The sequence below is a fragment of the Algibacter marinivivus genome (assembly GCF_003143755.1).
Lineage (GTDB): Bacteria > Bacteroidota > Bacteroidia > Flavobacteriales > Flavobacteriaceae > Algibacter_B > Algibacter_B marinivivus.
In genome coordinates this window covers 307,440-330,157 of record NZ_QFRI01000002.1, presented here as the reverse complement: position 1 = coordinate 330,157, position 22,718 = coordinate 307,440, and the positions used below count along the sequence as shown (strand labels likewise).

Here is a 22,718-nt window from a genome sequence, read left to right as displayed (position 1 = left end):
ACTCTTTAACTAAAACACAAAATCTTTCTTTATACATTTGTTGCATGTATTTTTTAAATGAGTTTGTAAATAAAAAAAGTAAGATGAAGAATTGCCTTATTATTTTGTTTGTTTTTGCTGGTTTTACCATTTGTAATTCTCAAATACTAAAACCTGTAAAATGGTCTACTGAAGTTAAAAAGGTGTCAGATGTAGAATACGAGTTGATTACTAATGCGTTAATAGAAGAAAATTGGCATTTATATTCTCAAAATGTTCCTGAAGGAGGTCCTGTTTCTACAAGTTTTTCATTTGTAGGAAACAATAAATACCTTAAAAAGGGTAATACTAAAGAACAAAAAGGAATTGTAGTTAATGATCCAACATTTAATATGGAAGTTAAGTATTTTGAAACTAAGACTAAATTTGTTCAACGTATAAAACTCAAAAGTAAACCGCCTTTTAAAATTAATTCTGAAGTGAGTTATATGGTTTGTGATAATTCTAAATGTATTATGCCAGAACCAGAAATTCTTGTTTTCGATTTAAAATAAATATAATTAAATGAAAAAATACTTTATTCTTTTAATCGCATTAATAACATTTTCAATTGGTAATTCTCAAATATTAGAACCAGTAAAATGGAAAACATCTTTAGAAAAATTTTCAGATACAGAATATAATTTAGTTACGCAGGCAACAATTGACCCAGGATGGCATTTATACTCTCAAGATGTACCAGAAGATGGACCAATACCAACTACATTCACTTTTGATGATGCTAATGGTGCTTTCAAGTTTATTGGAAATACTGGAGAAGGAGCAGGACGAGTTGTAAACGATCCCGTTTTTCAAATGAAAATAAAATTCTTTGAAGAATCTGCCATTTTTGTACAAAGAGTAGAATTATTAGGAGATGTTACATCTGTAAATGCTACTGTTGAATTTATGGTTTGTGATGATGCAAGATGCTTACCACCAACAGAAGTAGATTTAGTTTTTAACATTAATAAGAAAGTTAATAAAGAAACTGTTGATATTGTTGGAGGGCAAACAATTGATAATGATTTAGTAAATAAAGAACTTTATGGAATGACACCTAAAGATATCACTTTAGTGTCTGGAACAATTGAAGAAAAAAAATCCCTTTGGACTATATTCGGTTTAGGATTTTTAGGTGGTTTATTGGCACTTTTAACGCCGTGTGTTTTTCCAATGATACCTTTAACGGTTAGTTTTTTCACTAAAAAAGGAAGTCAAAATAAGAGTTCTGGTATAGGAAAAGCACTGTTGTATGGTTTTTTTATCTTATTAGTTTATTTAATTTTAAGTATACCATTTCATCTTTTAGATTCTGTTAATCCAGATATTTTAAATGAAATTTCTACTAATGTATGGCTAAATGTGATTTTCTTTGCTGTATTTCTGTTTTTCGCTTTTTCTTTCTTTGGCTTTTATGAATTGACATTGCCATCAAGTTGGACAAATAAAACAACGCAAGGAGAAAATGCAGGAGGTATAATTGGTATTTTCTTTATGGCATTAACGCTTGCCATTGTTTCATTTTCATGTACAGGGCCTATTTTAGGATCCTTACTTGCTGGTTCTTTAACTGCAGATGGAGGCGCATGGCAACTTACAGCAGGAATGGCAGGATTTGGAGTGTCTTTAGGTTTGCCATTTGCATTATTTGCAATGTTCCCTAATATGATGAATGCTTTGCCAAAATCTGGAGGTTGGTTAAATACAACTAAAGTTATTTTAGGCTTTTTAGAGTTAGCATTAGCATTTAAATTTTTGTCAAATGCAGATTTAGTTAAACATTGGGGACTATTAAAGATAGAACCATTTTTAATAATCTGGATTATCATTTTTGCAGGATTAGCATTATATCTATTTGGGAAAATAAAGTTTCCTCATGATTCGCCAATTAAGAAATTATCATTTTTTAGAATTAGCGGAGCTATTTTAGTTGCTGCATTTACTATCTATTTGGCATCAGGGTTTAGAGTGAATAAAGAGACTAATACGTTTACACCTTTAACTTTATTAAGTGGTTTAGCTCCACCTGTTGGGTATAGTTGGCTGTATCCAAGTACTTCAACAAATAATCTTAAAACATTTAAAGACCTAAAAGAAGGTATTGCTTATGCTAAACAAGTTAATAAGCCGATTATGATTGATTTTACTGGTTATGCTTGTGTTAACTGCAGAAAGATGGAAGAACATGTATGGCCATTAGAAAAAATTGATAATTATTTGAGAAATGAATATGTTTTGATTTCACTTTATGTTGATGATAAGAAAGATTTGCCAACTAACGAAAAAGTTGAAGTGAATAGAGTGAATGGTGGTAAAAGATTGTTAAAGAATTACGGACATAAATGGGCTAATTTTCAAACACAATTTTTTCAAACAAATTCGCAGCCATATTATGTGTTATTAAACTCTGATGGGAATCAAGTTTTAAATGAACCTGTAGGATATACACCAGATGAAGATGAATATGCTAAATTTTTAGAGAGTGGTTTAAAGGTTTTCAATAGTAAATAGACTAAATAGTTTTACTGTTTTAGTAACAAAAGTTACTTTGATATTTTTTTATTAGATTACTATTGTCTACAATAAGTTATAATCTATTATAAAGCGACAAGATATGTTGAGTACTAAGGTTAATATTGATAGTCTAGAAGAGTATTTTAAGCCATTTAGAGACAATATAGTAGGTGTTGATGAATATTTTGATTCACCTTATGGGAGAAAAAAAATAATCTATGCAGATTGGACAGCTAGCGGTAGGTTATATAGACCAATTGAAGAAAAAATACTTAATGAAATTGGTCCGTTTGTAGCGAATACCCATACAGAAACTTCTATCACAGGGTCAGCTATGACTCATGCATATCATGATGCTAGAAATATTATCAAAAAGCATGTTAACGCTTCAGAAGACGATGTTCTTTTGACTGTTGGTACTGGTATGACTGGTGCTATAAATAAGTTTCAACGTATTTTAGGGCTTAAGCTTTGCGAAAATCTAAAAGAAAATACAATAGTTCCAGATGAGAAGCGTCCCATCATTTTTGTGTCACATATGGAGCATCATTCTAACCAAACTTCATGGCTAGAAACTATAGCAAATGTAAAAGTAATTCCGTCTAACGATGAAGGATTACCTTGTATAAATAAATTAAAAGTTTTATTAGAAGAATATCAAGATACTCCTATTAAAATAGCAGCAATTACAGGTTGCTCTAATGTAACAGGTATAAGAACCAATTATCATGAAGTTGCTAGAGTAATGCATCAAAATAATGGCTTATGCTTTGTCGATTTTGCATGTTCAGCACCTTATGTAGCTATAGATATGCATCCACAGCATCAGGAAGAGTATTTAGATGCAATTACTTTTTCTCCACATAAGTTTCTAGGTGGCCCGGGAGCATCGGGTGTATTAATATTCAATAAAAAATTATATAAAAATTTAGTGCCAGATAACCCTGGAGGAGGAACTGTTAGTTATACTAATCCTTGGGGAGATCATGATTACATTGATGATATTGAAACTCGTGAAGATGGTGGTACTCCTGGTTTTTTGCAAGCAATAAAAATTGCACTTTCAATTCAATTGAAAGAAGAAATGGGTATTCAAAATATTTTAGATAGAGAACATGAGCTAAATAAAGTTGTTTTTGAAAAACTATCATCTGTTGAAAATCTTACTATTTTAGCTCCAAAGCATCAAGATAGGTTAGGAGTATTTTCATTTTACATTGAAGATGTACATTATAATTTAATAGTTAAGCTTTTAAATGATAAGTTTGGTATTCAAACACGTGGGGGATGTTCTTGTGCAGGAACTTACGGTCATTATTTATTACATGTTGATCAATTAACTTCTAAAGCTATTGAAGAGAAAATTCTTGAAGGCTGCTTGATGGAACGTCCAGGTTGGATAAGAATGTCTATTCATCCAACAATGACAAATAAAGAGATTGAATTTATTTGTGATGCTATTAAAGAAGTTTCTGAAAATTGTAAAGCATGGGCAAATGATTATGAGTATAACGTTATAAAAAATGAGTTTGTTCATAAAAGTAACAGTCAAATTGAATCTATCATAACTAAGAATTGGTTTAAGTTATAATTTGTTTTAGCGTTATCTTTTTATCAAATTATTATAATATCTTCATTTTTTGTTAATCAAAAAAAATTAAACTCATTTTATTTCATTGAGGAAAATAATACCTGATAATCAGAACATTATAGTTTTCTTTGACTAAGAAAACTACTGTTCATCTAAAAAAGCATTAATTTTCTTTCTTTTTTTTGGATATTCGTATTGTAACCTTCCCTAGGTGCTGTAACAACCCTAACATTAATGAAATTTTTGGAGAAATTAAGATACTACTCTTATTGGGGAGTAGATTTCTTAAAAGGAAGTAAAGTACGCTCTCATTTTAACGATGTAAAATTTATTCTAGAAAATTACAATGCAGATGCCTCAAAGAAAAAAAGGGCACTCAATTTAGAAAATTTACTCAAACATGCAGTAGAAACTGTCCCTTATTACAAAGAATATCAAAAATTAAAATCAATTGAAGACTTTCCTGTAGTTGATAAAATTTACATAAGAAGTAAGTATGATGATTTTGTGTCAAAAGAATATAAGGACAAGCCTTGTTTTAAAGTGTATACAAGCGGTTCTACAGGAACACCATTTACAGTTTACTTAGACAAAAATAAAAAAAGTAGAAATACAGCCGATACTATTTATTTTAGTGAGAAGTCCGGTTATTTCTTAGGGCAAAAATTGTATTATATGAGATCTTGGGATAGTGTACCTTCAAAAGGGAGACTATCTACATTTGTGCAAAACATTAAAAAAGTAAATGTTAGGTCTATTGAAGATGAAATTTTTTGCAAACTAATAGAAGATATAAAAAAAAATAATTCCACAAAAGCTTTTCTAGGTTACACTTCAGCATTTAAAGAAATTTGTAAATATTTAGATAGAACAAATTCTGAGCCAATTAAAGCTAATGTCACTTCTATGATTGCTAATGCAGAGGCAATGGGTAATTATACAAAAAAAACTATAAAAAAATATTTTGGTTTTGACATACTTTCCAGGTATTCTAACATGGAAAACGGTATACTTTCTCAACAGATAAAAAATGGAGGAGATGCTTATCATATTAATTGGGCTAGTTATTATATTGAAATTTTAGATATGAATAGCGATAAGCCAGTTGAATATGGTGTGCCAGGGCGAGTTGTAGTAACTGACTTATTCAATTACCATGTGCCTATGATTAGATATGATACAGGTGATATAGCGGTAATGGAAATTGATAAAAACTTTTTTAATGGAGCGCCTTCTTTTTCGAAAGTTGAAGGAAGAAGAATGGATGTAATCTATGATACTAAAGGAAAACCAATGACTTCTGTTGTCTATGAATTAGAACATTTTCCTGAGTTTAAACAATTTCAATTAATTCAAACTAATAAGAATACATATCTCGTTAAACTTAATTTGGATGAAGTTTTTCAACATGAAGAAAAATTGAAGACAATGTTACAAGACTTCTTAGGGGATGACGCTATAATTAATGTTGAGTATGTGGATGAAATACCTCAATTATCATCTGGTAAGCGAAAACTAACAATAAATAAATTTGCTGTTTCGTAGAGTGTAAAATTATTTCTCTATAATCTCAACTTCAAATAATTTATCCCATCGTTTTCCTGTAACAAAAATAGTTTTCGTTTTTGGATTATAGGCAATGCCATTTAAAACATCTAGACCGTCATGTTGAGTAACTAGTTTTTTTAGAGGCTTGAAGTTTATTACACCAACAACAGCACCGTTTTCAGGATTAATAATAGCTACACCATCTTTTTGATAACGATTAGCATAAATTTTTCCATCAATCCATTCCATTTCATTTATACCAACTATTTTGCCTTTATTGGTATATACTTGGATATATTCTTTTTCAGCTAGAGTTTCAGAATCTAGTTGCCATATTTTTTCAGAACCATCACTTTTATAAATAATGTTGTTATAGTTGCATAAACCCCATCCTTCTTTACTATTTCCGTATCTAAAACTACTCAGTTTTTCAAATGTATTTACATCGTAAACAAACCCAGTTCCTTTTTGCCATGTTAATTGATATACTTTATTATTTAAGATAGTTAATCCTTCACCAAAATATTCATCTGCTAAATTTATATTTTTAAGAACTTCCCCAGTTTTATAATCTAATTTTCTAAGCTTAGATTCTTTAAGCTGGCCTGTGCTTTCATAAAGTGTATCATTATGAAATTCTAAACCTTGCGTGTATGATGTGATATCATGCGGATATTCATTTATAATTTTATAAGTGTAAACTTTTGGTAACTCACTATTTAAAATAGTTACGGTCGATGTTGTTGTTTGTTTCTCACCCTCAAAATACACAGTAGCATCAAGAGTTTGTTTTCCTAACTTAAAGTTTTTTAATGCAGTATTTGCACTAATTCTATTACCGTTTAAGCGATATGAAATAGAATCAATAGTATGATTTTTTTTGTTTTCTAGGGATAGTTTTAAGGTCTGATTATTAGCAATATTACCTTTTTCGGCATTTGTTTTAATAGTAAAATCGCTTTTTTTCTGACCAGAATTTGATCCACAAGAAACCAGTAAAACACCTAAAAATATGATAGTGAGATATTTGAATGTACCCATTTTAAAATTATAATTTGAAGCAAGATATTTATTTAAAAACAGTTTAAAAAATTATTGTGAAAATTTTAAAAGGTTGTATCTTTGCAGCCGGCAAGTCCTACACAACCAGCTCCTGTTGAATCCTCCAGGTCGGGAACGAAGCAAAGGTAAATGGTCGTAGCGGTGTGATGTAGGTAGCTTGCCTTTTTTTGTACGCTAAATTTAGATATTCTTATCATTTCTATTTTGTAATTTGGTACTTTGTATTAATAATTTCTTCTTTTATGTCTAAAGTCGTTTTAATAACTGGTGGTTCTTCAGGAATTGGTAAATCTATTGGTGAATTTTTAAAAGAAAAAGGATATATCGTTTACGGAACAAGCAGAAGTCCTGAAAAATATGCAGATAGCAAATTTCCTATTTTGGCTTTAGATGTAAAAGATGAAGCCACAATTACCAATACAGTAAATACAATTATAGATAAAGAAGGCAAGCTAGATATTGTTGTTAATAACGCTGGTGCAGGAATTACAGGGCCTATAGAGGAAACGCCAAACGATGAAATTAAGAATAATTTTGATACTAATTTCTTTGGCCCAATAAACGTTATAAAAGCTGTATTACCGCAAATGCGAAAACAAAATTCTGGGTTAATTATAAATGTTACTTCTATTGCTGGTTATATGGGGCTACCATACAGAGGTATTTATAGCGCTAGTAAAGGCGCTCTAGAACTTTTAACTGAAGCCTTTAGAATGGAAATAAAAGATTTTGGTATTTATATGACTAATGTTGCTCCAGGTGATTTTGCTACTAATATTGCTGCAGGTAGATATCATGCACCATTACTTGATGATTCTCCATATAAAAAACCTTATGGTGATACTTTAGAATTGATGAATAATCATGTAGATAATGGAAGCGACCCAGATATGATGGCTAAAGCGGTTTACAAAATTATAAACACAAAAAACCCGAAAGTGCATTATAAAGTAGGGGAGTTTATGCAGAAGTTTTCTATTGTTTTAAAACGAATTTTACCAGATAAGGTTTATGAAAAACTTTTGATGAATCATTATAAATTATAGTTTATATAATGATATGTTTATCAGGTTCAGAGTTTAAAAAAGTTTCGTGAATCTGATATGAACAGTTATTAGTATCAATAGTAAAATTTATCCAACCGTAGAAGGACTTGTTATTAACTATTTTTTTTACTAAAAAATAATTGTTTTCTAGATCTGGAAAGGTGGCAGGACGAGACCAAGCAATTATATCTCTTAGCCAATAACTATATTCTTGATACGGTAAATTAAAATCTGTGTAAACATCCAAAAATGAATCATTTGTTGTCTCATCTTTGTTTTCAGTAGTTATATTATTTTCTTTATTAGAGTGTATAAACCCATTTCTATTGTACAAAATAAAATTATTTTCATTTAAGGAAACTAGATTTATTGCATACTTATTTCTTTGTGGAGATTTATTTAGATATTGTTGAACATTATAATGTATGGCGAAATCATTGACATTATCATTGTTTAAATCTATATATAATGGTAATTTAGATTTTAAGCAATCGTCAAAAGATAGCGGATTTGTTTCACTTAGTTCACTATAATTTTCGGGTTTAATATCTACCCAGAATTTTTTAATTTTTTCAGTGCCATCAAGCGGATTACTTATTACTAATTGACCTGAAAAATGTTCATTTTTTATCCAATTTTGAACTTGAAGAGAAATATTAGTTTCAATTTTCTCTATATCTCTTATGCCATCAAAAAAATCCTGTGTTCTATAATAAGCATAACTTAAACCGATACAATTTTCATCTATTTTGAATTTATAGATATCCCAAGATACACATTCATCACCGCAACCAGAACTCAAATGGTTTAATTCAAGCGTATTTTCAGAGTACTTTATATTCCATAATTTTTCAGATGTTAATGACATATCAAAATAATACGGAACAATGGTTGTAGAATCTCCCTTCGTAACTCCTAGGTCTTTCCTTTCACAAATATATTCAACGTTATTTGTTGGAACCTCAAAAGGAATAACCTCATAAGTTTTTAATTCTTTTATTTTAACAGGGGCTATATCCTCATTATTTGATTTACTGCAACAGAAAAAAATCATAAATAATGATGAAAATAGTAATATGTATCTTTTAATTCTAATAATTTTCATTAAGATATATGCTTAAGACTAAATCATAAATTTAGCGAAAATTATTTTCAGAAGTGTAAAGTGTTTTTGAAATTATGTTATTACCGATTTATCAATCCTAGTAATTGTTCTTCAAATTCAGCTGAAAAAATATTAGTATTACTATTGGCAATTTTTTTGTTCTTCTTAACAAGAATAGTTTTTGTCATTGGATAAACAGCTAAAACTTTTTGAGCATCTTCAATGTTTTTAAGCTTGTATTGATTTGAATTGTAGAACCCATGGCCTTCTAACAATTTTTTAGATTTTTCTAAGTCGTAATCATCTATATTAATAGAAATAAAAGTAACCTCTGGATATTTTACTTTTAGTTCTTTAAGTTTATAATAACTTTCTTTAAAATGCTCGTAATATGTTCGAGACCAAAAACTTAGTACAGTTGGTCCACTTATTAGAGAATTAATTTTATGTACATCATTATTAAAACTTACTAATTTCACAACAGGTAGCTCATGTCCTTCCTTAAGGCGGTTAATAGAATTAGTATAACGAGCCATCATAACCTTGCCTTTTTCACTTTTTGTTTTGTTTAGATAAGATTTTAAAAGTTTGTTATTATGTTCTTCATTTTTACTTTTTGATAGATAACCTATAGCAAAATGATATAATAGTTCGTCTTTAATAGCTGGGTTCGTTATTAAACTATCAATTAATGTTAACCTGTCTAAATTGTAGCATAAAGATTTCTTGTCATAACATGCATTCTTATCATGTTGGTCATGAGAATTAAGAGAGATGTTGCTCAAGTTATAGCGTAAAAACTTATTGTATATATGATGGCTACTTAGAAATTCATCATTATAATTTATAGTTTCTCTGTAATTATAAAAATCTTCAGGTAACGATTTTAAAATTGATATTTTATTACTTCCATAATGTGCAAATGGGTAAACTTCTTTACTAAAGTAATATGAGTAATCAATATTAGCATTTGCTATTTTTAGAAATAAATCAGAAGGTTCATATTTATTTGTAAAACTTTCTAAGGCTTTTATTTTAAAATTTCTTATTGAGTCTACACGTTTTTGGAAGGTAACACCTTCTTTCTGACAAAGCTTAAGTATGTATTTTTCTTCTTCTTCGTTTTCTAAAAACTCATTTATAAAGTAATTATTTTTTTTAGCTCCTTTGCCACTATATACAAGAGATTCATCAAAATCCAATGTGTTTAATCTAAACAATAGGCTATCTTCTGGTTCTAGTAGAATTAATTGGTATTCTCCACCATGTCTAAAAGTGTATATCCCTTTATTTAAATTATCAATTTTGTATAAAAACCTATTTCTTCCATCTAAATTAACAGTATCAATAATGGTCTCATTTTTTGATAAAACTATATAATTTGCGGTTGGGTTAATTATTTCACCACCAAGGTATGCATAGTCAACAATAGCTTCATTACTATCTTTTTTGCAACCAATTAGTGTAATAAGAATAAAAATAAAAGTAATGTATAACTTCATAAATCCCTCCTGAGTCATTTATTTCAACAAAAATATAGCTTGTTATTATAAAGTCCTGTTAATGCGCTGTTAAAAATTTACTAATCAAAACGTGCTTAAATGCTTAAAATTAGATGGGTTATTTTTCGTCTAACCAATGTAATTTTCTACTTTTGCAAAAATTAATATTTGGCTATATGTTATCAGTATCAAATCTTTCAGTTCAGTTTGGAAAACGTGTACTTTTTGATGAAGTTAATACCGCATTTAATAATGGAAATTGTTATGGTATTATTGGCGCTAATGGATCTGGAAAGTCTACTTTTTTAAAGATTCTTTCAGGTAAGCAAGAACCTACTTCGGGTCATGTGTCTTTAGAGTCTGGAAAGCGTATGTCTGTTCTAGAGCAAAATCATAATTTATATGATGATAATACAGTTTTAGAAACGGTTTTAATAGGAAATAAACCTCTATTTAAGATTAAAACTGAAATAGATGCTTTGTATGCTGATTATTCTGATGAAAATGCTGAAAAAATAGGAGAACTTCAAGTGAAGTTTGAGGAGATGAACGGATGGAATGCAGATAGTGATGCTGCAGCAATGCTTTCTAATCTTGGTATTAAAGAAGAACATCATTACACTATGATGGCAGATTTAGATGGTAAACAAAAAGTACGTGTTTTATTAGCACAAGCATTATTTGGAAATCCTGATGTGCTAATTATGGATGAGCCTACCAATGATTTGGATTATGAAACTATTGCTTGGTTGGAAAACTTTTTAGCTAATTATGATAATTGTGTTATAGTTGTATCTCACGATAGGCACTTTCTAGATGCAGTGTGTACGCATATTTCTGATATTGATTTTGGAAAAATAAATCATTATTCTGGAAACTATACGTTTTGGTATGAATCTTCGCAATTAGCAGCAAGACAACACGCTCAACAAAACAAAAAGGCTGAAGAGAAAAAGAAGGAATTAGAAGAGTTTATTCGTCGTTTTTCTGCCAATGTTGCAAAAAGCAAACAAGCAACTAGTAGAAAGAAAATGATAGAGAAGCTTAATATTGCTGACATTAGAAGAACTAGTCGTCGTTATCCGGCTATTATTTTTGAACGTGATAGAGAGGCTGGTGATCAAATATTAAATATTGATGGTTTAACAGCTTCACTTGAAGGTGAAACGTTGTTTAAAGACATTGATTTAAACCTTGCAAAAGGTGATAAAGTAGTAGTGTTTTCTAGAGATTCTAGAGCAACTACTGCATTTTATCAGATATTAAATAATAAAGAAAAAGCGGATTCTGGTAAGTTTATGTGGGGTGTTACCACTACACAATCTTATTTGCCATTAGATAATAGTGAGTTTTTTGATAATGAATTAACCTTAATAGATTGGTTACGTCAATGGGCAACAACTGAAGAAGAACGTGAGGAAGTTAATATTCGTGGATTTTTAGGTAAAATGATTTTTAGTGGAGAAGAGGCTTTTAAAAAATCATCAGTACTTTCTGGAGGAGAGAAAGTAAGATGTATGTTATCTAGAATGATGATGATGAGAGCTAACGTTTTACAATTAGATGAGCCAACAAACCACTTAGATTTAGAGAGTATAACAGCATTTAACAACTCCCTTAAAAACTTTAAAGGCACTATCTTATTTACAACACACGATCATGAGTTTGCTCAAACTGTAGCAAATAGAGTAGTTGAGTTAACACCCAATGGCGTTATAGACCGTTACACAACTTTTGATGAGTACATGCAAGACAAAAAAATAAAGGAGTTACGCGATAAAATGTATTCTGTAACGGCTTAGTTAAGCTTCTAGCTCTTTAGTTAAAGATTCCACTAAAGGTGTTGCTTTTTCAAGCTCTTCTTTATGAACATGAATTTCTTGTAAACCTTGAATAGAAGCACCAAAGCCAGCTAATCTTCCAGATTCTGACTCATCTTTGATAATGGCGCAAATGTTCACTTTTTCAAGTGCTTTAAAGATACGTTGTACTTCAATAAAGTTTCCTGTAAATACTCTGATGTAATTAGACATAGCTTAAAGTTTTAGAGGTTCCTTCTTAAATATACGAAATTTTTGAACACGCCCGACAAAAAAAGCCAGCATATAGCTGGCTTAAGTATTGTTTATACATAGTAAAATTATCTTAATTCAGCACCGAGTTGTTTTTCAAAATTGCTTTGTAGTTTATTCATAATCTTATCAATTTGTTTGTCAGTAAGGGTTTTGTTCTCGTCTTGAAGTGTAAAACTAACTGCATAGCTTTTTTTACCTTTCGGCAAGTTCTTTCCTTGATACACATCAAATAGATTAATAGCTTTTAATAACTGTTTCTCACTTTGTTTTGCTATTTTATAAATAGATTCAAAAGTAACGTTATCGTCTAATAATAGAGCAAAATCACGTCTGACTTCAGGGTATTTAGAAATGGCTTGAAACTTAATTTTATTATGCTTACAAAAGTCTAAAATAGTATCCCATTTAAAATCTGCATAAATAACATCTTGCGCAATATCAAAATGTTTTAAAACAGATTTTTTTACTAAACCTAATTCAACTAATTTGTTTTTTCCTAAACCTAGGCTAATACCTTCAGCAAATAAATCATTTTTGATTGGTGATTCTTGGAATCTGGAAATTCCTAAACGTTCAAGAACAGATGAGATAATACCTTTCATCAAGAAAAAATCTGTTTTCTTGTTTGTTCCTTGCCAATTTTCAGAAGAATCATTACCAGTTATAAATACTGATAAATGCTTAAACTCTTCCCGTTTATCATCATACCCATGATACGTTTTTCCAAATTCGAATAACTTTAAATCTGAGCGTTTTCTGTTTATATTGAATGATATTGCTTCTAAACCAGAAAAGAGTAACGATTGTCTTAAAACAGATAAATCATTACTTAAAGGATTCAGCATAGTTATATTATGATCTTCTTTTAATTGCTCACTTAAAGCCACATAATTAGGTGTTGTAAGTGAGTTAGAAAGAATTTCATAAAACCCTTGAGATGCTAACTGATTGCCAACAACATTCTGAATTTTATAATCTTCAAAACGGCTTGTAGAAGAAATTGAAGCATTTAGTTTTTCAGTAGTTTTAATATTGTTATAACCGTAAACACGTAAAATTTCTTCAATAATATCAGCTTCTCGTTCAACATCGTTTCTATAAGCAGGAACGGTTAATCCTAAGCCAGTTTCAGTAACATTATTTACTTTTATGTCTAAAGACGTTAAAATTTGTTTTATAGTCTCTTTAGGAATCTCTTCTCCAATTAGTTTTTTAGCATTTTCGAAACTCAAACGCACTTCAAAATCTTTAATTTTATTTGGATAAATATCAATAATATCTGAAGTAATTTCACCGCCAGCAATTTCTTGTATTAGTATGGCTGCGCGTTTTAAAGCATATTCACAAATATTTGGGTCAATACCTCGTTCAAACCTAAATGAAGCATCCGTATTTAATCCGTGTCGTTTTGCAGATTTTCTAACACTTACTGGATTGAAATAAGCACTTTCTAAGAAAATACTAGTTGTGTTCTCTGTAACTCCAGAATGTATACCGCCAAAAACACCTGCAATACACATTGGTTTTTCAGCATCACAAATCATTAAATCATCTTCATGTAATTCGCGCTCAATGTCATCTAAAGTTGTAAATTTTGTTCCCGCTTTTAAAGTTTTAACTTCAATTTTATTTCCAGAAATTTTAACAGCATCAAAAGCGTGTAGTGGCTGACCCAATTCATGCAATACATAATTAGTTGCATCTACAATATTGTTAATAGGACTTAATCCTATTGCTTTTAAACGGTGTTGTAACCAAGCAGGAGATTCAGCAACTTTTAAACCAGTTATGGTTACGCCACAATAACGTGGCGCTAATTCTTTATTAATAACATCTACATCAATTTTAGCAGTTCTGTTATCTACTCTAAACGCACTAACTGATGGTGTTATAAGTTCTAGATTAATGTCTTTTTGTACTAAGCCAGCTTTTAAATCACGGGCTGTACCAAGGTGACTCATAGCATCTGCACGATTTGGAGTTAAACCAATTTCAAAAACGTAGTCATTTTCAATATCAAAAATATCTGCAACAGGGGTACCAGTTTTAATTTTATCGTCTAAAACTAAAATACCATCATGAGATTTCCCTAAGCCCAATTCATCTTCGGCACAAATCATTCCATGACTTTCCTCTCCTCTAATCTTACCTTTTTTAATTTTCCAAGCTTCTCCTTCATCAGTATATAAAGTTGTTCCAATGGTTGCAACAGGTACTTTTTGTCCAGCAGCAACATTAGGGGCACCACAAACAATTTGTAATGGTTCATCTCCACCAATATCAACAGTAGTTACTTTAAGTTTATCTGCATTTGGGTGTTTTGCACAAGTTAAAACGGTTCCAACAACAACACCTTCTAATCCGCCTTTTACAGATTGATAAGTTTCTAAACCTTCCACTTCAAGTCCTAAATCAGTAAGTAATTCACTTGTTTGTTCTGGAGTCCAATCTGTTTTTAAAAACTGTTTTAACCAGTTGTAAGAAATCTTCATAAATCAATATCCTATTTAAGTCAACAAAGATAAAATATTGAAGCTAGCATTCAAACAAAGCCTAATATTTTGTTAGTATATTGCTATGATTTCGATTAATAAATTTTAAATTCCTTTTTATGAAATATATAGTAGTTATAATATTTGCTGTTTTACTGGTTTCTTGTAAAGAAGAAAATAAAATAGTTAAACTAGATAAAGGCAGATATAGAGCTGAGTTAAAAGTAAATGATACTTTAGGTTTACCTTTTAATTTTGAAGTAGTCTCTGAAGAAGAATTTCAAGTTTTTAATGCTGAAGAAATTATTAAAATTAAAGATATTACTTATAAGAATGATTCAGTTTATATACAAATGCCCGTTTTTGAAGGATTTATAGTTGCTAAAATTGAAAACGGAAAGCTAAATGGAAGTTTTGTTAAGCCTAGTTTAAATAGAGTTATGGACTTTACTGCTCAAAAGAACCCTATCAGATTTAAAACAGACAAGCGTCTTTCAAAATATAATATTTCGGGAAATTGGGAAGCCACCTTTAGCCCAAATTCTGAAGATAATAAATACATAGCAAAGGGTGTTTTTAAACAAGAAGGGAATAAGGTTAGAGGTACTTTTAGGACAACAACTGGAGATTATCGTTATTTAGAAGGTGTTTTAAATGCAAATCAATTGCAGCTTTCTACGTTTGATGGTGCGCATGCTTTTCTTTTTACTGCTGAAGTTAATGATAGCAAAATGAAAGGTATGTTTTATTCTGGAACTCATTGGAAAGAACCTTTTGTTGCAAAGCGAAATGATAATTTTGAATTACCAGATTCAAATAAACTTACGTATTTAAAAGAAGGTTATAATAAAGTGGAATTTTCTTTTCCTGATGAAAATGGGAATCAAGTGTCTTTAAATGATGAACGTTTTAAAGATAAAGTGGTATTGATACAAATTATGGGAACTTGGTGCCCTAATTGTTTAGATGAAAGTAAATACTATTCTGAGTTTTATAAAAGTAATAAAAACAAAGATTTAGAAATTGTTGCATTGGCTTTTGAGTATGTTAAAACTGAAGATAAAGCCTTTAAAAACATAAAAAGATTAAAAGACGATGTTGGTATAGAATATCCTATTCTATTAGCGCAATATGGCTCTGCAAGTAAAGTAAAAGCGAATGAAAAACTACCAATGCTAAATCATGTACTGTCTTATCCAACTACTATTTTTATTGATAAAAAAGGTGAGGTAAGAAAGATACATACTGGGTTTAACGGACCAGCTACTGGTGAAAAATATATAGCTTTCAAAAAAGAGTTTGAAGGCTTTGTTGAGGGGTTGTTGAATGAATAAATAAGTTTATCAATTGTAAAACTATAGTTCTTGAAGCATCAAATTATAATCGTACTGTAAATCTTCGTGTAATTTATCAATTGTTTTTTTAGCTAAAGCGATTTGCCTATTGTACATATTGAAAAGTTGTGTACTTCTATTTATACTTGGTTTAAAATCTTTTAGTTTACCACAGAAATAGATTAGGAGTTCTACTTCTGTTTCTTTTTTTTGAGAGTAGCGAATAAATTTTTTAACGTTTCTAAGTATTTTTCTAACGCTTTTTCTGATGTAGAAATAACTATCCGTATTGATGAGATCAAACTCGTCGTCCATGTATTGTTTTACAGTTTCTATGTAACCACTTTCGTTATGTGATTCGAATAATAGATAGGTGAGGAGTTCTTTGTTTTCTTTTTTAAATCTAGCTAACCGTAAGCACAAGGCCTCAATCTCTTGAGTTGAAAGGGTTTTTAATTCTTTCTTTATTTCTGGTAATGGTATAGCTTTCATTTTATAGGTTATAGTGTTTTCTAATAGTTCGTTTTACAGAAATTAAGCGCATTAACCCAATGATTAAAATTATTGGAGAGATGATGAGTAAAATATATCCAAACGATTTCATCTCTGAAAAAAACTCGAGCTTAAGTAAAGTTATACCTGTTCCTAGAAATACGATAAAGGTTCTGAAGTAAGCTAAAAACGTGCGTTCATTTGCTAGTTTGGTACGCTCTATCGCTAGCCAATCTCTGGTTATTAGTTTAGAATTGTTATTCATAGTTTTGATTAGTTTATAAATATAAAAAAACCATTACTAGCGCAATGGTTTTTATGGTTTTAATTCTTTTTGATCAAAAAAGTTTAACCGTTTTGTTTTCGTCTTCTGCTTTTAAGGTAATTAATAATTTTCTCAAGCCTAATTTATTAACCTTATACACTTTTGTTCCTATTGTCCAATACTCCTGCCTTTTTGCTTGTGGCATCATAGGAAAACCATAACTGAATTTTTGACCATTAGGTTTGGGGCCAATAACGAAGAAATGATTTCTATTAAATGAATTGTTTTTTATATTGAAATTGATATACTTCGCATCCGGATTTTTTAATTTTTCAGTATTGCTTAATGCAACTACTTTACCATTGGCGTTAGTTTTTATATCTATTTTTTTGGGTTTCTTAGTGTAAATTAATGTGCCATTATTTGAAACATTTGCCCAAAGGAAATTTGTTACGTTTAATTTAACTTTCCCTCGGTCCCAAAGGTTAATAAATGCTTTTTTTGCAATTATTTTTGTAGCATCTATATTAGAACGTTCAGAGCCAATTCTTAATTCATCAGTTTCTCCTTCTATAGATATATTTCCATTTGGAGCATTTATCCTAAATTCTTCATTGTCAATATTTATAATACGTGTGGTGTCATGAGTGTTTTGTTCAACCCTATATATATTAGGTGCGCCAATGGTTATGATTGTTTTTTGTGATGATGATATCCATTCTTTTTGATCTAAATATAAGATGCCATCAATAACTTTTTTATCTATTAAATCAAATAAGTTTGAATCTGTTGTGATAGTTAACGACTCTTCTAAAGAAGCATCAATAGTTATATTTGCATAAAAATTGATTTTAACTTGCCTAATGTTTTCAATATTGAATTTTTTTGTTTCAATATTTTCATTTCCTTTTATCTGTGCTAATCCCGTTGCTGTAACAAGTATTAGTAATAGTGTTATTTTTTTCATCTTAATTAATTTTAGTGAATGTGTAAGTGTTTCTAATTAAGGGCTTACTTCCATCTTTAAACACAACTTTTTTAATGATTGATAAATTTGTTTCGTTAAATATTCGAGAAATAAACATAGTAGCTTTTTTACCATTATCTTTTCCTTTATATGAAGTGATAATTGTTCTAGAATCATTATTTACCGTGTTTGAAATTACTTTTTCATTGCCATAATAAGTACCATTCTTCTTTATGCTTACTGATGAGTTATTGTTTTTTTTAGGTTCATATACATATTGCATATTATAAATGATCTTACCATCATCAATCTTTATCTGCATTTTAGTATCAATACTTGTAGCTTCTCCAGATTGATAATCTATATAAGTTAGTTTTCCTTCCCATTCAGTATTATTCAATATTTCTAAATCTGATAGAGATATTGAACTTTGGGCATGTAGCATTAATGTGAATAAGGAAATTGCTGTTGTAAATAATAAGTTTTTCATAATTTTTAATTTAAAGTTTTGCTGATTAAATAATCTAAGCCGAAGCGTCCTGATCCTAAGTATAGATTGTAAATAGATATCCAAAGAAATCCCATGGCTGGAAGCATACCCCAAGTTCCTTGTCCCCATTTTTGCATAAAAATGGCTACTAGCATGGTACACATAATCAAGAAGGAGACAAGTCTTGTTTTTAAGCCGAAAGCTAAAAATAGCCCTCCAACGGCTTCACTAAAACCTCCCAACCAAGCAAATAGTAAAGGAGCAATGGCGAATAAACCGCCATAAGAGGCAACATCTTCTGGGAACCATGAAGCAACTTCAAATAGTTTTAAATTTTTATCATCTGGCGTCCAAGGCATACCAAATTTTGACGCCCCAAAATCGATGGCTAAAAGCATACCACATATAAAGCGGATACACGCGAATAACACATCTGCAAACCAATGCTCTTGTGTGATAGGAGTAATAATTCGTTTAATGATTTTCATAATACTTGTTTTTGTTTCTGATACAAAATTCTAGCATTATGAGTCGATAGACGACTTAAATAGTATTGGCACGACTTAAAATACGATTTGAGACGTCTTAATTTGTAGTAGACTTTAAATATTCAGTTGGCGAGTGGTTTGTTAGTTTTTTAAATACCCTATTGAATGTTGCTTTGCTGTTAAAACCACATTCTTGTGCAATACCTAATAAAGAAAGTTGTTTGTGTTTGTTTTCTTTAATCATATTTTTAAAGGCACTTACACGATACATGTTTACGAAGTCATTAAAGTTTTTATTGAAACCGGAGTTTATAATTTCTGAGAGTTGCCCACGAGACATGTTGGCTTGTTCTGCTAAATCAGACAAATTTAGTTCTGGGTTTAAGTAAACCTTATTGTTTTCCATTAAATGCGTTATTAATTTTATGTCTCTATCTGATATTGTTTTTTCTTTATTTTGATTAATCTCAGGAATAGCATCTAAACTAGGAGAAAAACTAAAATTAAGTTTTTGAAGTTTAGTAGTATCAGTAAAATAGCCTTTAATACCAATATATAATGTTATTAGAGCTGCGAATAAATTTAGCCACCAGCGTTGCTCATAATTTAAATCGGTAACTAATGAACCTATAAGTGTTTGAATAGTATCATATAAAAACATCAAAGTAAATAAGACTAAAAAACTTAAAATCCAATTGAGTTCTAGCTTGTATGTGTTCGAAAAGTACTGTTCTATTTTTTTTCTGTAGTTATAGAATAATTGTAGTGTGAAAGCCAGATATAATAACATAAAAGGAAACTCAATAAAACTCATAGTAGGCTGTATTATAGCTTCATCTATATCAATTTTTAAAATTCCATTTTGGGTTTCATTAAAGTCAGGCTGTAGAGCATCATAAACAAATATGCTTAATTTATAAATTACAAATGTGATAGCAAAAGTAAAATGCCACCAATCTTGCTTTCTAAATTTAAAGTCAGAAGTTGTAACTGATTTTACATAAAAATATATCAGAGGAGCAAGTAAGATTGTGATATTGTATAGAAAATAGTTGATTTTTGTTGTTCTAAACTCATCATACCAACCCATAAAACCTAAGGTGTAGCATGTTTGACTATAACATGTTAATAATAAAATAAGGGCTAGAAATAAATCGGATATGTTACCCCTACGTTTATACTTTATAAGTAGCAAAATAGCAAAAATCAATCCTTGAATAACAAGAATTAAGAGTGGGGTACTTCTTATATTAAAATCTGGAAACAATCAATAATTTATTTTAGAACTCTAAAATAATATTATTATCTCAGCTTTGGAAAATCATTAGGGCTCAATTCGTACATAACGTCGTAAATAGCTTCAAAAATATCTTCTGCTGATGGTTTTGAAAAATAATCGCCATCGTTACCATAGGCAGGTCTGTGTTGTTTTGCAGTTAAGGTTTTTGGTGCACTGTCTAGATATTGAAAAGCATCTTGTTCGTTTAAAATTTTATCTAGAATATAAGCAGAGGCGCCACCAGGAACATCTTCATCAATAATCATGACTCTATTAGTTTTAGCTATACTTTTAACAATATCATGGTTTAAATCAAAAGGCATTAGAGATTGTACATCTATAACTTCTACATCAATACCTACTGCTAATAAATCTTTGGCAGTTTGCTCTACAATACGAAGCGTAGAACCATAGGAAACTAGAGTAATGTCTGTTCCCTCTTTTATGGTTTCAACAACGCCTATAGGTGTTTTTAGGTTACCAAGGTTGTTAGGCATTTTTTCTTTTAGTCTGTAACCATTTAAGCATTCTACAACAATAGCTGGATCATCACCAAGTAAAAGCGTATTATAAAAACCAGCGGCTTTAGTCATGTTACGGGGCACTAATAAATTAACGCCTTTTGCTAAATTTAGTATGCCGCCCATTTGCGATCCAGAGTGCCATATGCCCTCAAGTCTATGTCCACGAGTTCTAACAATAAGTGGTGCTTTTTGTTTGCCTTTAGTTCTATAATGTGTAGTAGCTAAATCGTCGCTAATAATCTGTAAAGCGTATAAAATATAATCTAAATATTGAATTTCCGCAATAGGTCTTAATCCACGTAATGCCATACCTATACCTTGGCCAACTATGGTAGCCTCTCTAATACCAGCATCAGCTACACGAAGTTCTCCATATTTTTCTTGTAGACCTTCTAAACCTTGATTAACATCTCCAATATTACCAGTATCTTCTCCAAAGACTAGGGCTTCAGGGTAGGTGTTGAAAATAGCATCAAAATTATCTCGAATAATGATTCTGCCATCAACTTGTTGAGCATCATCGTTGTATGTTGGTTTTACCTCGTTAATTCTGGTATTTGAACGTTGAGTTTCAGAATATAAATGCGAACTAAATTTTGGTTGCGCATTTTCAAAAATATCATTTATCCATTTGGTTAATATGCTTTTTTCAGTAAAAGATTCACCTACAATATAGCGTAGTGCTTTACGAGCATGAGATAAAATATCTTTTCTCGTTGGTTCATCTATAGTAATTAAGCTATCTTTTATTTTAGATAAAAATACGCGATTAACACTCTTAGATTCAACTTGTTTTAAAATTGAAATTAACTCTTGATGTTCTTTTTTAATGGGTCTTAAAAATGTATTCCAAGCATTCTTTTTTGCTTCTCGTACATTTCTTTTAGCTATTCTTTCAATTTCTACTAAGGCTTCATTTGTGGCAATACCACTTTCTATAATCCAATCGCGTAGTTTGGTATTACAATCATGTTGCGTTTCCCAATCTAATCTTTCTGCAGATTTGTAACGTTCATGAGAACCAGAAGTTGAGTGACCTTGAGGTTGGGTTAATTCTAGAACATGGATTAAAACAGGAACATGCTCTTCTCTAGCAATTGCAGCTGCTTCTTGATACGTTTCAATCAAATTTGCATAATCCCAACCTTTAACACGTAAAATTTCGTAGCCCTTATTGTCTTTATCTCTTTGGAATCCTTTTAAGATTTCTGAAATATTTTCTTTAGTAGTTTGGTGTTTTGCATGAACAGAAATACCATATTCATCATCCCAAACACTTATAATCATCGGGACCTGTAAGACTCCCGAAGCGTTTATGGTTTCAAAAAACAAGCCTTCACTTGTACTGGCATTACCTATAGTTCCCCAAGCAACTTCATTACCTTTTACTGAAAAGTTGGTGGTGTTTATACCTTTTACTTCTCTAAATATTTTTGAAGCTTGTGCTAAACCGAGTAAACGTGGCATTTGTCCAGCGGTAGGGGAGATATCTGCGCTAGAATTGTATTGCTTAGTTAGATCTTTCCAACTCCCATTGTCATTTAAACTATGTGTAACAAAATGACCACCCATTTGTCGACCAGCAGACATTGGCTCTTCTTTAATATCTGTGTTTGCGTACAATCCAGCAAAAAACTGCTCAGGAGTTAATTCACCAATGGCCATCATAAAGGTTTGATCTCTGTAGTATCCAGATCTCCAATCTCCTTTCATAAAAGCCTTAGCCATTGCTAATTGCGGAACTTCTTTACCGTCTCCAAAAATCCCAAACTTTGCTTTACCTGTTAATACCTCTCTACGCCCTAGTAAACTACACTCACGACTTACTACAGCTGTCTTATAGTCATTAATGACTTCAGCTTTAAAATCTTCGAATGATAAATTGTTTTTCAAGTTGGTTAAGGTTTGCATAGGTTCATGCTT

General features: G+C 30.5%; 19 protein-coding genes and 1 other RNA gene. 8 read left to right on the top strand and 12 right to left on the bottom strand.

The window, feature by feature from the left end; translation table 11 throughout:
* Positions 1 to 83: 83 nt before the first annotated feature.
* The 4 genes from DIS18_RS09825 (at position 84) to DIS18_RS09810 (ending at position 5,671) form a co-directional block, all read left to right on the top strand.
* Positions 84 to 533, top strand: a complete 450-nt coding sequence (locus tag DIS18_RS09825) for a protein-disulfide reductase DsbD domain-containing protein (RefSeq protein WP_109353237.1) — start codon at positions 84 to 86, stop codon at positions 531 to 533.
* A 10-nt stretch (positions 534 to 543) separates the two neighbouring features.
* Positions 544 to 2,532 carry a protein-disulfide reductase DsbD family protein gene (locus DIS18_RS09820; protein WP_109352902.1) on the top strand — a complete coding sequence of 663 codons (1,989 nt, stop codon included), beginning with the start codon at positions 544 to 546 and terminating at the stop codon, positions 2,530 to 2,532.
* Positions 2,533 to 2,635: 103 nt separating this feature from the next.
* On the top strand, positions 2,636 to 4,126 hold the full coding sequence (locus DIS18_RS09815; RefSeq protein WP_109352901.1) for an aminotransferase class V-fold PLP-dependent enzyme: 1,491 nt from the start codon (positions 2,636 to 2,638) through the stop codon (positions 4,124 to 4,126).
* 243 nt (positions 4,127 to 4,369) lie between these two features.
* Entirely contained in the window at positions 4,370 to 5,671 is a 1,302-nt protein-coding gene (locus tag DIS18_RS09810; RefSeq protein ID WP_181364028.1) for a phenylacetate--CoA ligase family protein, read from the top strand.
* A 9-nt stretch (positions 5,672 to 5,680) separates the two neighbouring features.
* Here the strand turns inward: DIS18_RS09810 and DIS18_RS09805 are convergent, their stop codons facing one another.
* On the bottom strand, positions 5,681 to 6,715 hold the full coding sequence (locus DIS18_RS09805) for a glutaminyl-peptide cyclotransferase (RefSeq protein WP_109352899.1): 1,035 nt from the start codon (positions 6,713 to 6,715) through the stop codon (positions 5,681 to 5,683).
* 88 nt (positions 6,716 to 6,803) lie between these two features.
* Here DIS18_RS09805 and ffs point away from each other — a divergent pair.
* Both ffs and DIS18_RS09795 read left to right on the top strand, forming a co-directional pair.
* Positions 6,804 to 6,902, top strand: an RNA gene (gene ffs / locus DIS18_RS09800) — signal recognition particle sRNA small type.
* Positions 6,903 to 6,978: 76 nt separating this feature from the next.
* Complete coding sequence (locus DIS18_RS09795) at positions 6,979 to 7,782, top strand: SDR family oxidoreductase (RefSeq protein ID WP_109352898.1); 804 nt, start codon at positions 6,979 to 6,981, stop codon at positions 7,780 to 7,782.
* A gap of 1 nt (position 7,783) precedes the next feature.
* On the opposite strand, the gene DIS18_RS09790 is transcribed toward DIS18_RS09795, so the two are convergent.
* On the bottom strand, positions 7,784 to 8,887 hold the full coding sequence (locus tag DIS18_RS09790) for a hypothetical protein (RefSeq protein ID WP_109352897.1): 1,104 nt from the start codon (positions 8,885 to 8,887) through the stop codon (positions 7,784 to 7,786).
* An 80-nt stretch (positions 8,888 to 8,967) separates the two neighbouring features.
* Entirely contained in the window at positions 8,968 to 10,389 is a 1,422-nt protein-coding gene (locus DIS18_RS09785) for a TlpA family protein disulfide reductase (RefSeq protein WP_109352896.1), read from the bottom strand.
* Positions 10,390 to 10,565: 176 nt separating this feature from the next.
* Here DIS18_RS09785 and DIS18_RS09780 point away from each other — a divergent pair, with 176 nt between their 5' ends.
* Positions 10,566 to 12,191, top strand: coding sequence for an ABC-F family ATP-binding cassette domain-containing protein (locus DIS18_RS09780; RefSeq protein ID WP_109352895.1), 1,626 nt, complete (start codon positions 10,566 to 10,568; stop codon positions 12,189 to 12,191).
* Here the strand turns inward: DIS18_RS09780 and DIS18_RS09775 are convergent, their stop codons facing one another.
* Together DIS18_RS09775 and pheT are read right to left on the bottom strand one after the other, a co-directional pair.
* Positions 12,192 to 12,422, bottom strand: coding sequence for a putative signal transducing protein (locus tag DIS18_RS09775; protein ID WP_109352894.1), 231 nt, complete (start codon positions 12,420 to 12,422; stop codon positions 12,192 to 12,194).
* 107 nt (positions 12,423 to 12,529) lie between these two features.
* Entirely contained in the window at positions 12,530 to 14,956 is a 2,427-nt protein-coding gene (pheT, locus tag DIS18_RS09770; RefSeq protein WP_109352893.1) for a phenylalanine--tRNA ligase subunit beta, read from the bottom strand.
* Between the two features lie 119 nt (positions 14,957 to 15,075).
* Here pheT and DIS18_RS09765 point away from each other — a divergent pair, with 119 nt between their 5' ends.
* On the top strand, positions 15,076 to 16,290 hold the full coding sequence (locus DIS18_RS09765; protein ID WP_109352892.1) for a peroxiredoxin family protein: 1,215 nt from the start codon (positions 15,076 to 15,078) through the stop codon (positions 16,288 to 16,290).
* Positions 16,291 to 16,311: 21 nt separating this feature from the next.
* On the opposite strand, the gene DIS18_RS09760 is transcribed toward DIS18_RS09765, so the two are convergent.
* The 7 genes from DIS18_RS09760 to DIS18_RS09730 all read right to left on the bottom strand — a co-directional run bounded on the left by DIS18_RS09760 (position 16,312) and on the right by DIS18_RS09730 (position 22,706).
* Positions 16,312 to 16,782 carry a hypothetical protein gene (locus DIS18_RS09760; RefSeq protein WP_109352891.1) on the bottom strand — a complete coding sequence of 157 codons (471 nt, stop codon included), beginning with the start codon at positions 16,780 to 16,782 and terminating at the stop codon, positions 16,312 to 16,314.
* A gap of 1 nt (position 16,783) precedes the next feature.
* On the bottom strand, positions 16,784 to 17,047 hold the full coding sequence (locus DIS18_RS09755) for a DUF202 domain-containing protein (protein WP_109352890.1): 264 nt from the start codon (positions 17,045 to 17,047) through the stop codon (positions 16,784 to 16,786).
* 73 nt (positions 17,048 to 17,120) lie between these two features.
* The gene (locus DIS18_RS09750; RefSeq protein ID WP_109352889.1) at positions 17,121 to 18,014 is read right to left on the bottom strand and encodes a GIN domain-containing protein; all 894 of its coding nucleotides are present in this window, start codon (positions 18,012 to 18,014) and stop codon (positions 17,121 to 17,123) included.
* Position 18,015: 1 nt separating this feature from the next.
* Positions 18,016 to 18,504 (bottom strand): hypothetical protein, encoded by a 489-nt coding sequence (locus DIS18_RS09745; RefSeq protein WP_109352888.1) that lies wholly within the window; start codon positions 18,502 to 18,504, stop codon positions 18,016 to 18,018.
* 5 nt (positions 18,505 to 18,509) lie between these two features.
* Positions 18,510 to 18,992, bottom strand: coding sequence for a DoxX family protein (locus DIS18_RS09740; RefSeq protein WP_109352887.1), 483 nt, complete (start codon positions 18,990 to 18,992; stop codon positions 18,510 to 18,512).
* 97 nt (positions 18,993 to 19,089) lie between these two features.
* Positions 19,090 to 20,082, bottom strand: coding sequence for a helix-turn-helix domain-containing protein (locus tag DIS18_RS09735; protein ID WP_109353236.1), 993 nt, complete (start codon positions 20,080 to 20,082; stop codon positions 19,090 to 19,092).
* 212 nt (positions 20,083 to 20,294) lie between these two features.
* Entirely contained in the window at positions 20,295 to 22,706 is a 2,412-nt protein-coding gene (locus DIS18_RS09730) for an alpha-ketoacid dehydrogenase subunit alpha/beta (protein WP_109353235.1), read from the bottom strand.
* Positions 22,707 to 22,718 lie beyond the last annotated feature (12 nt).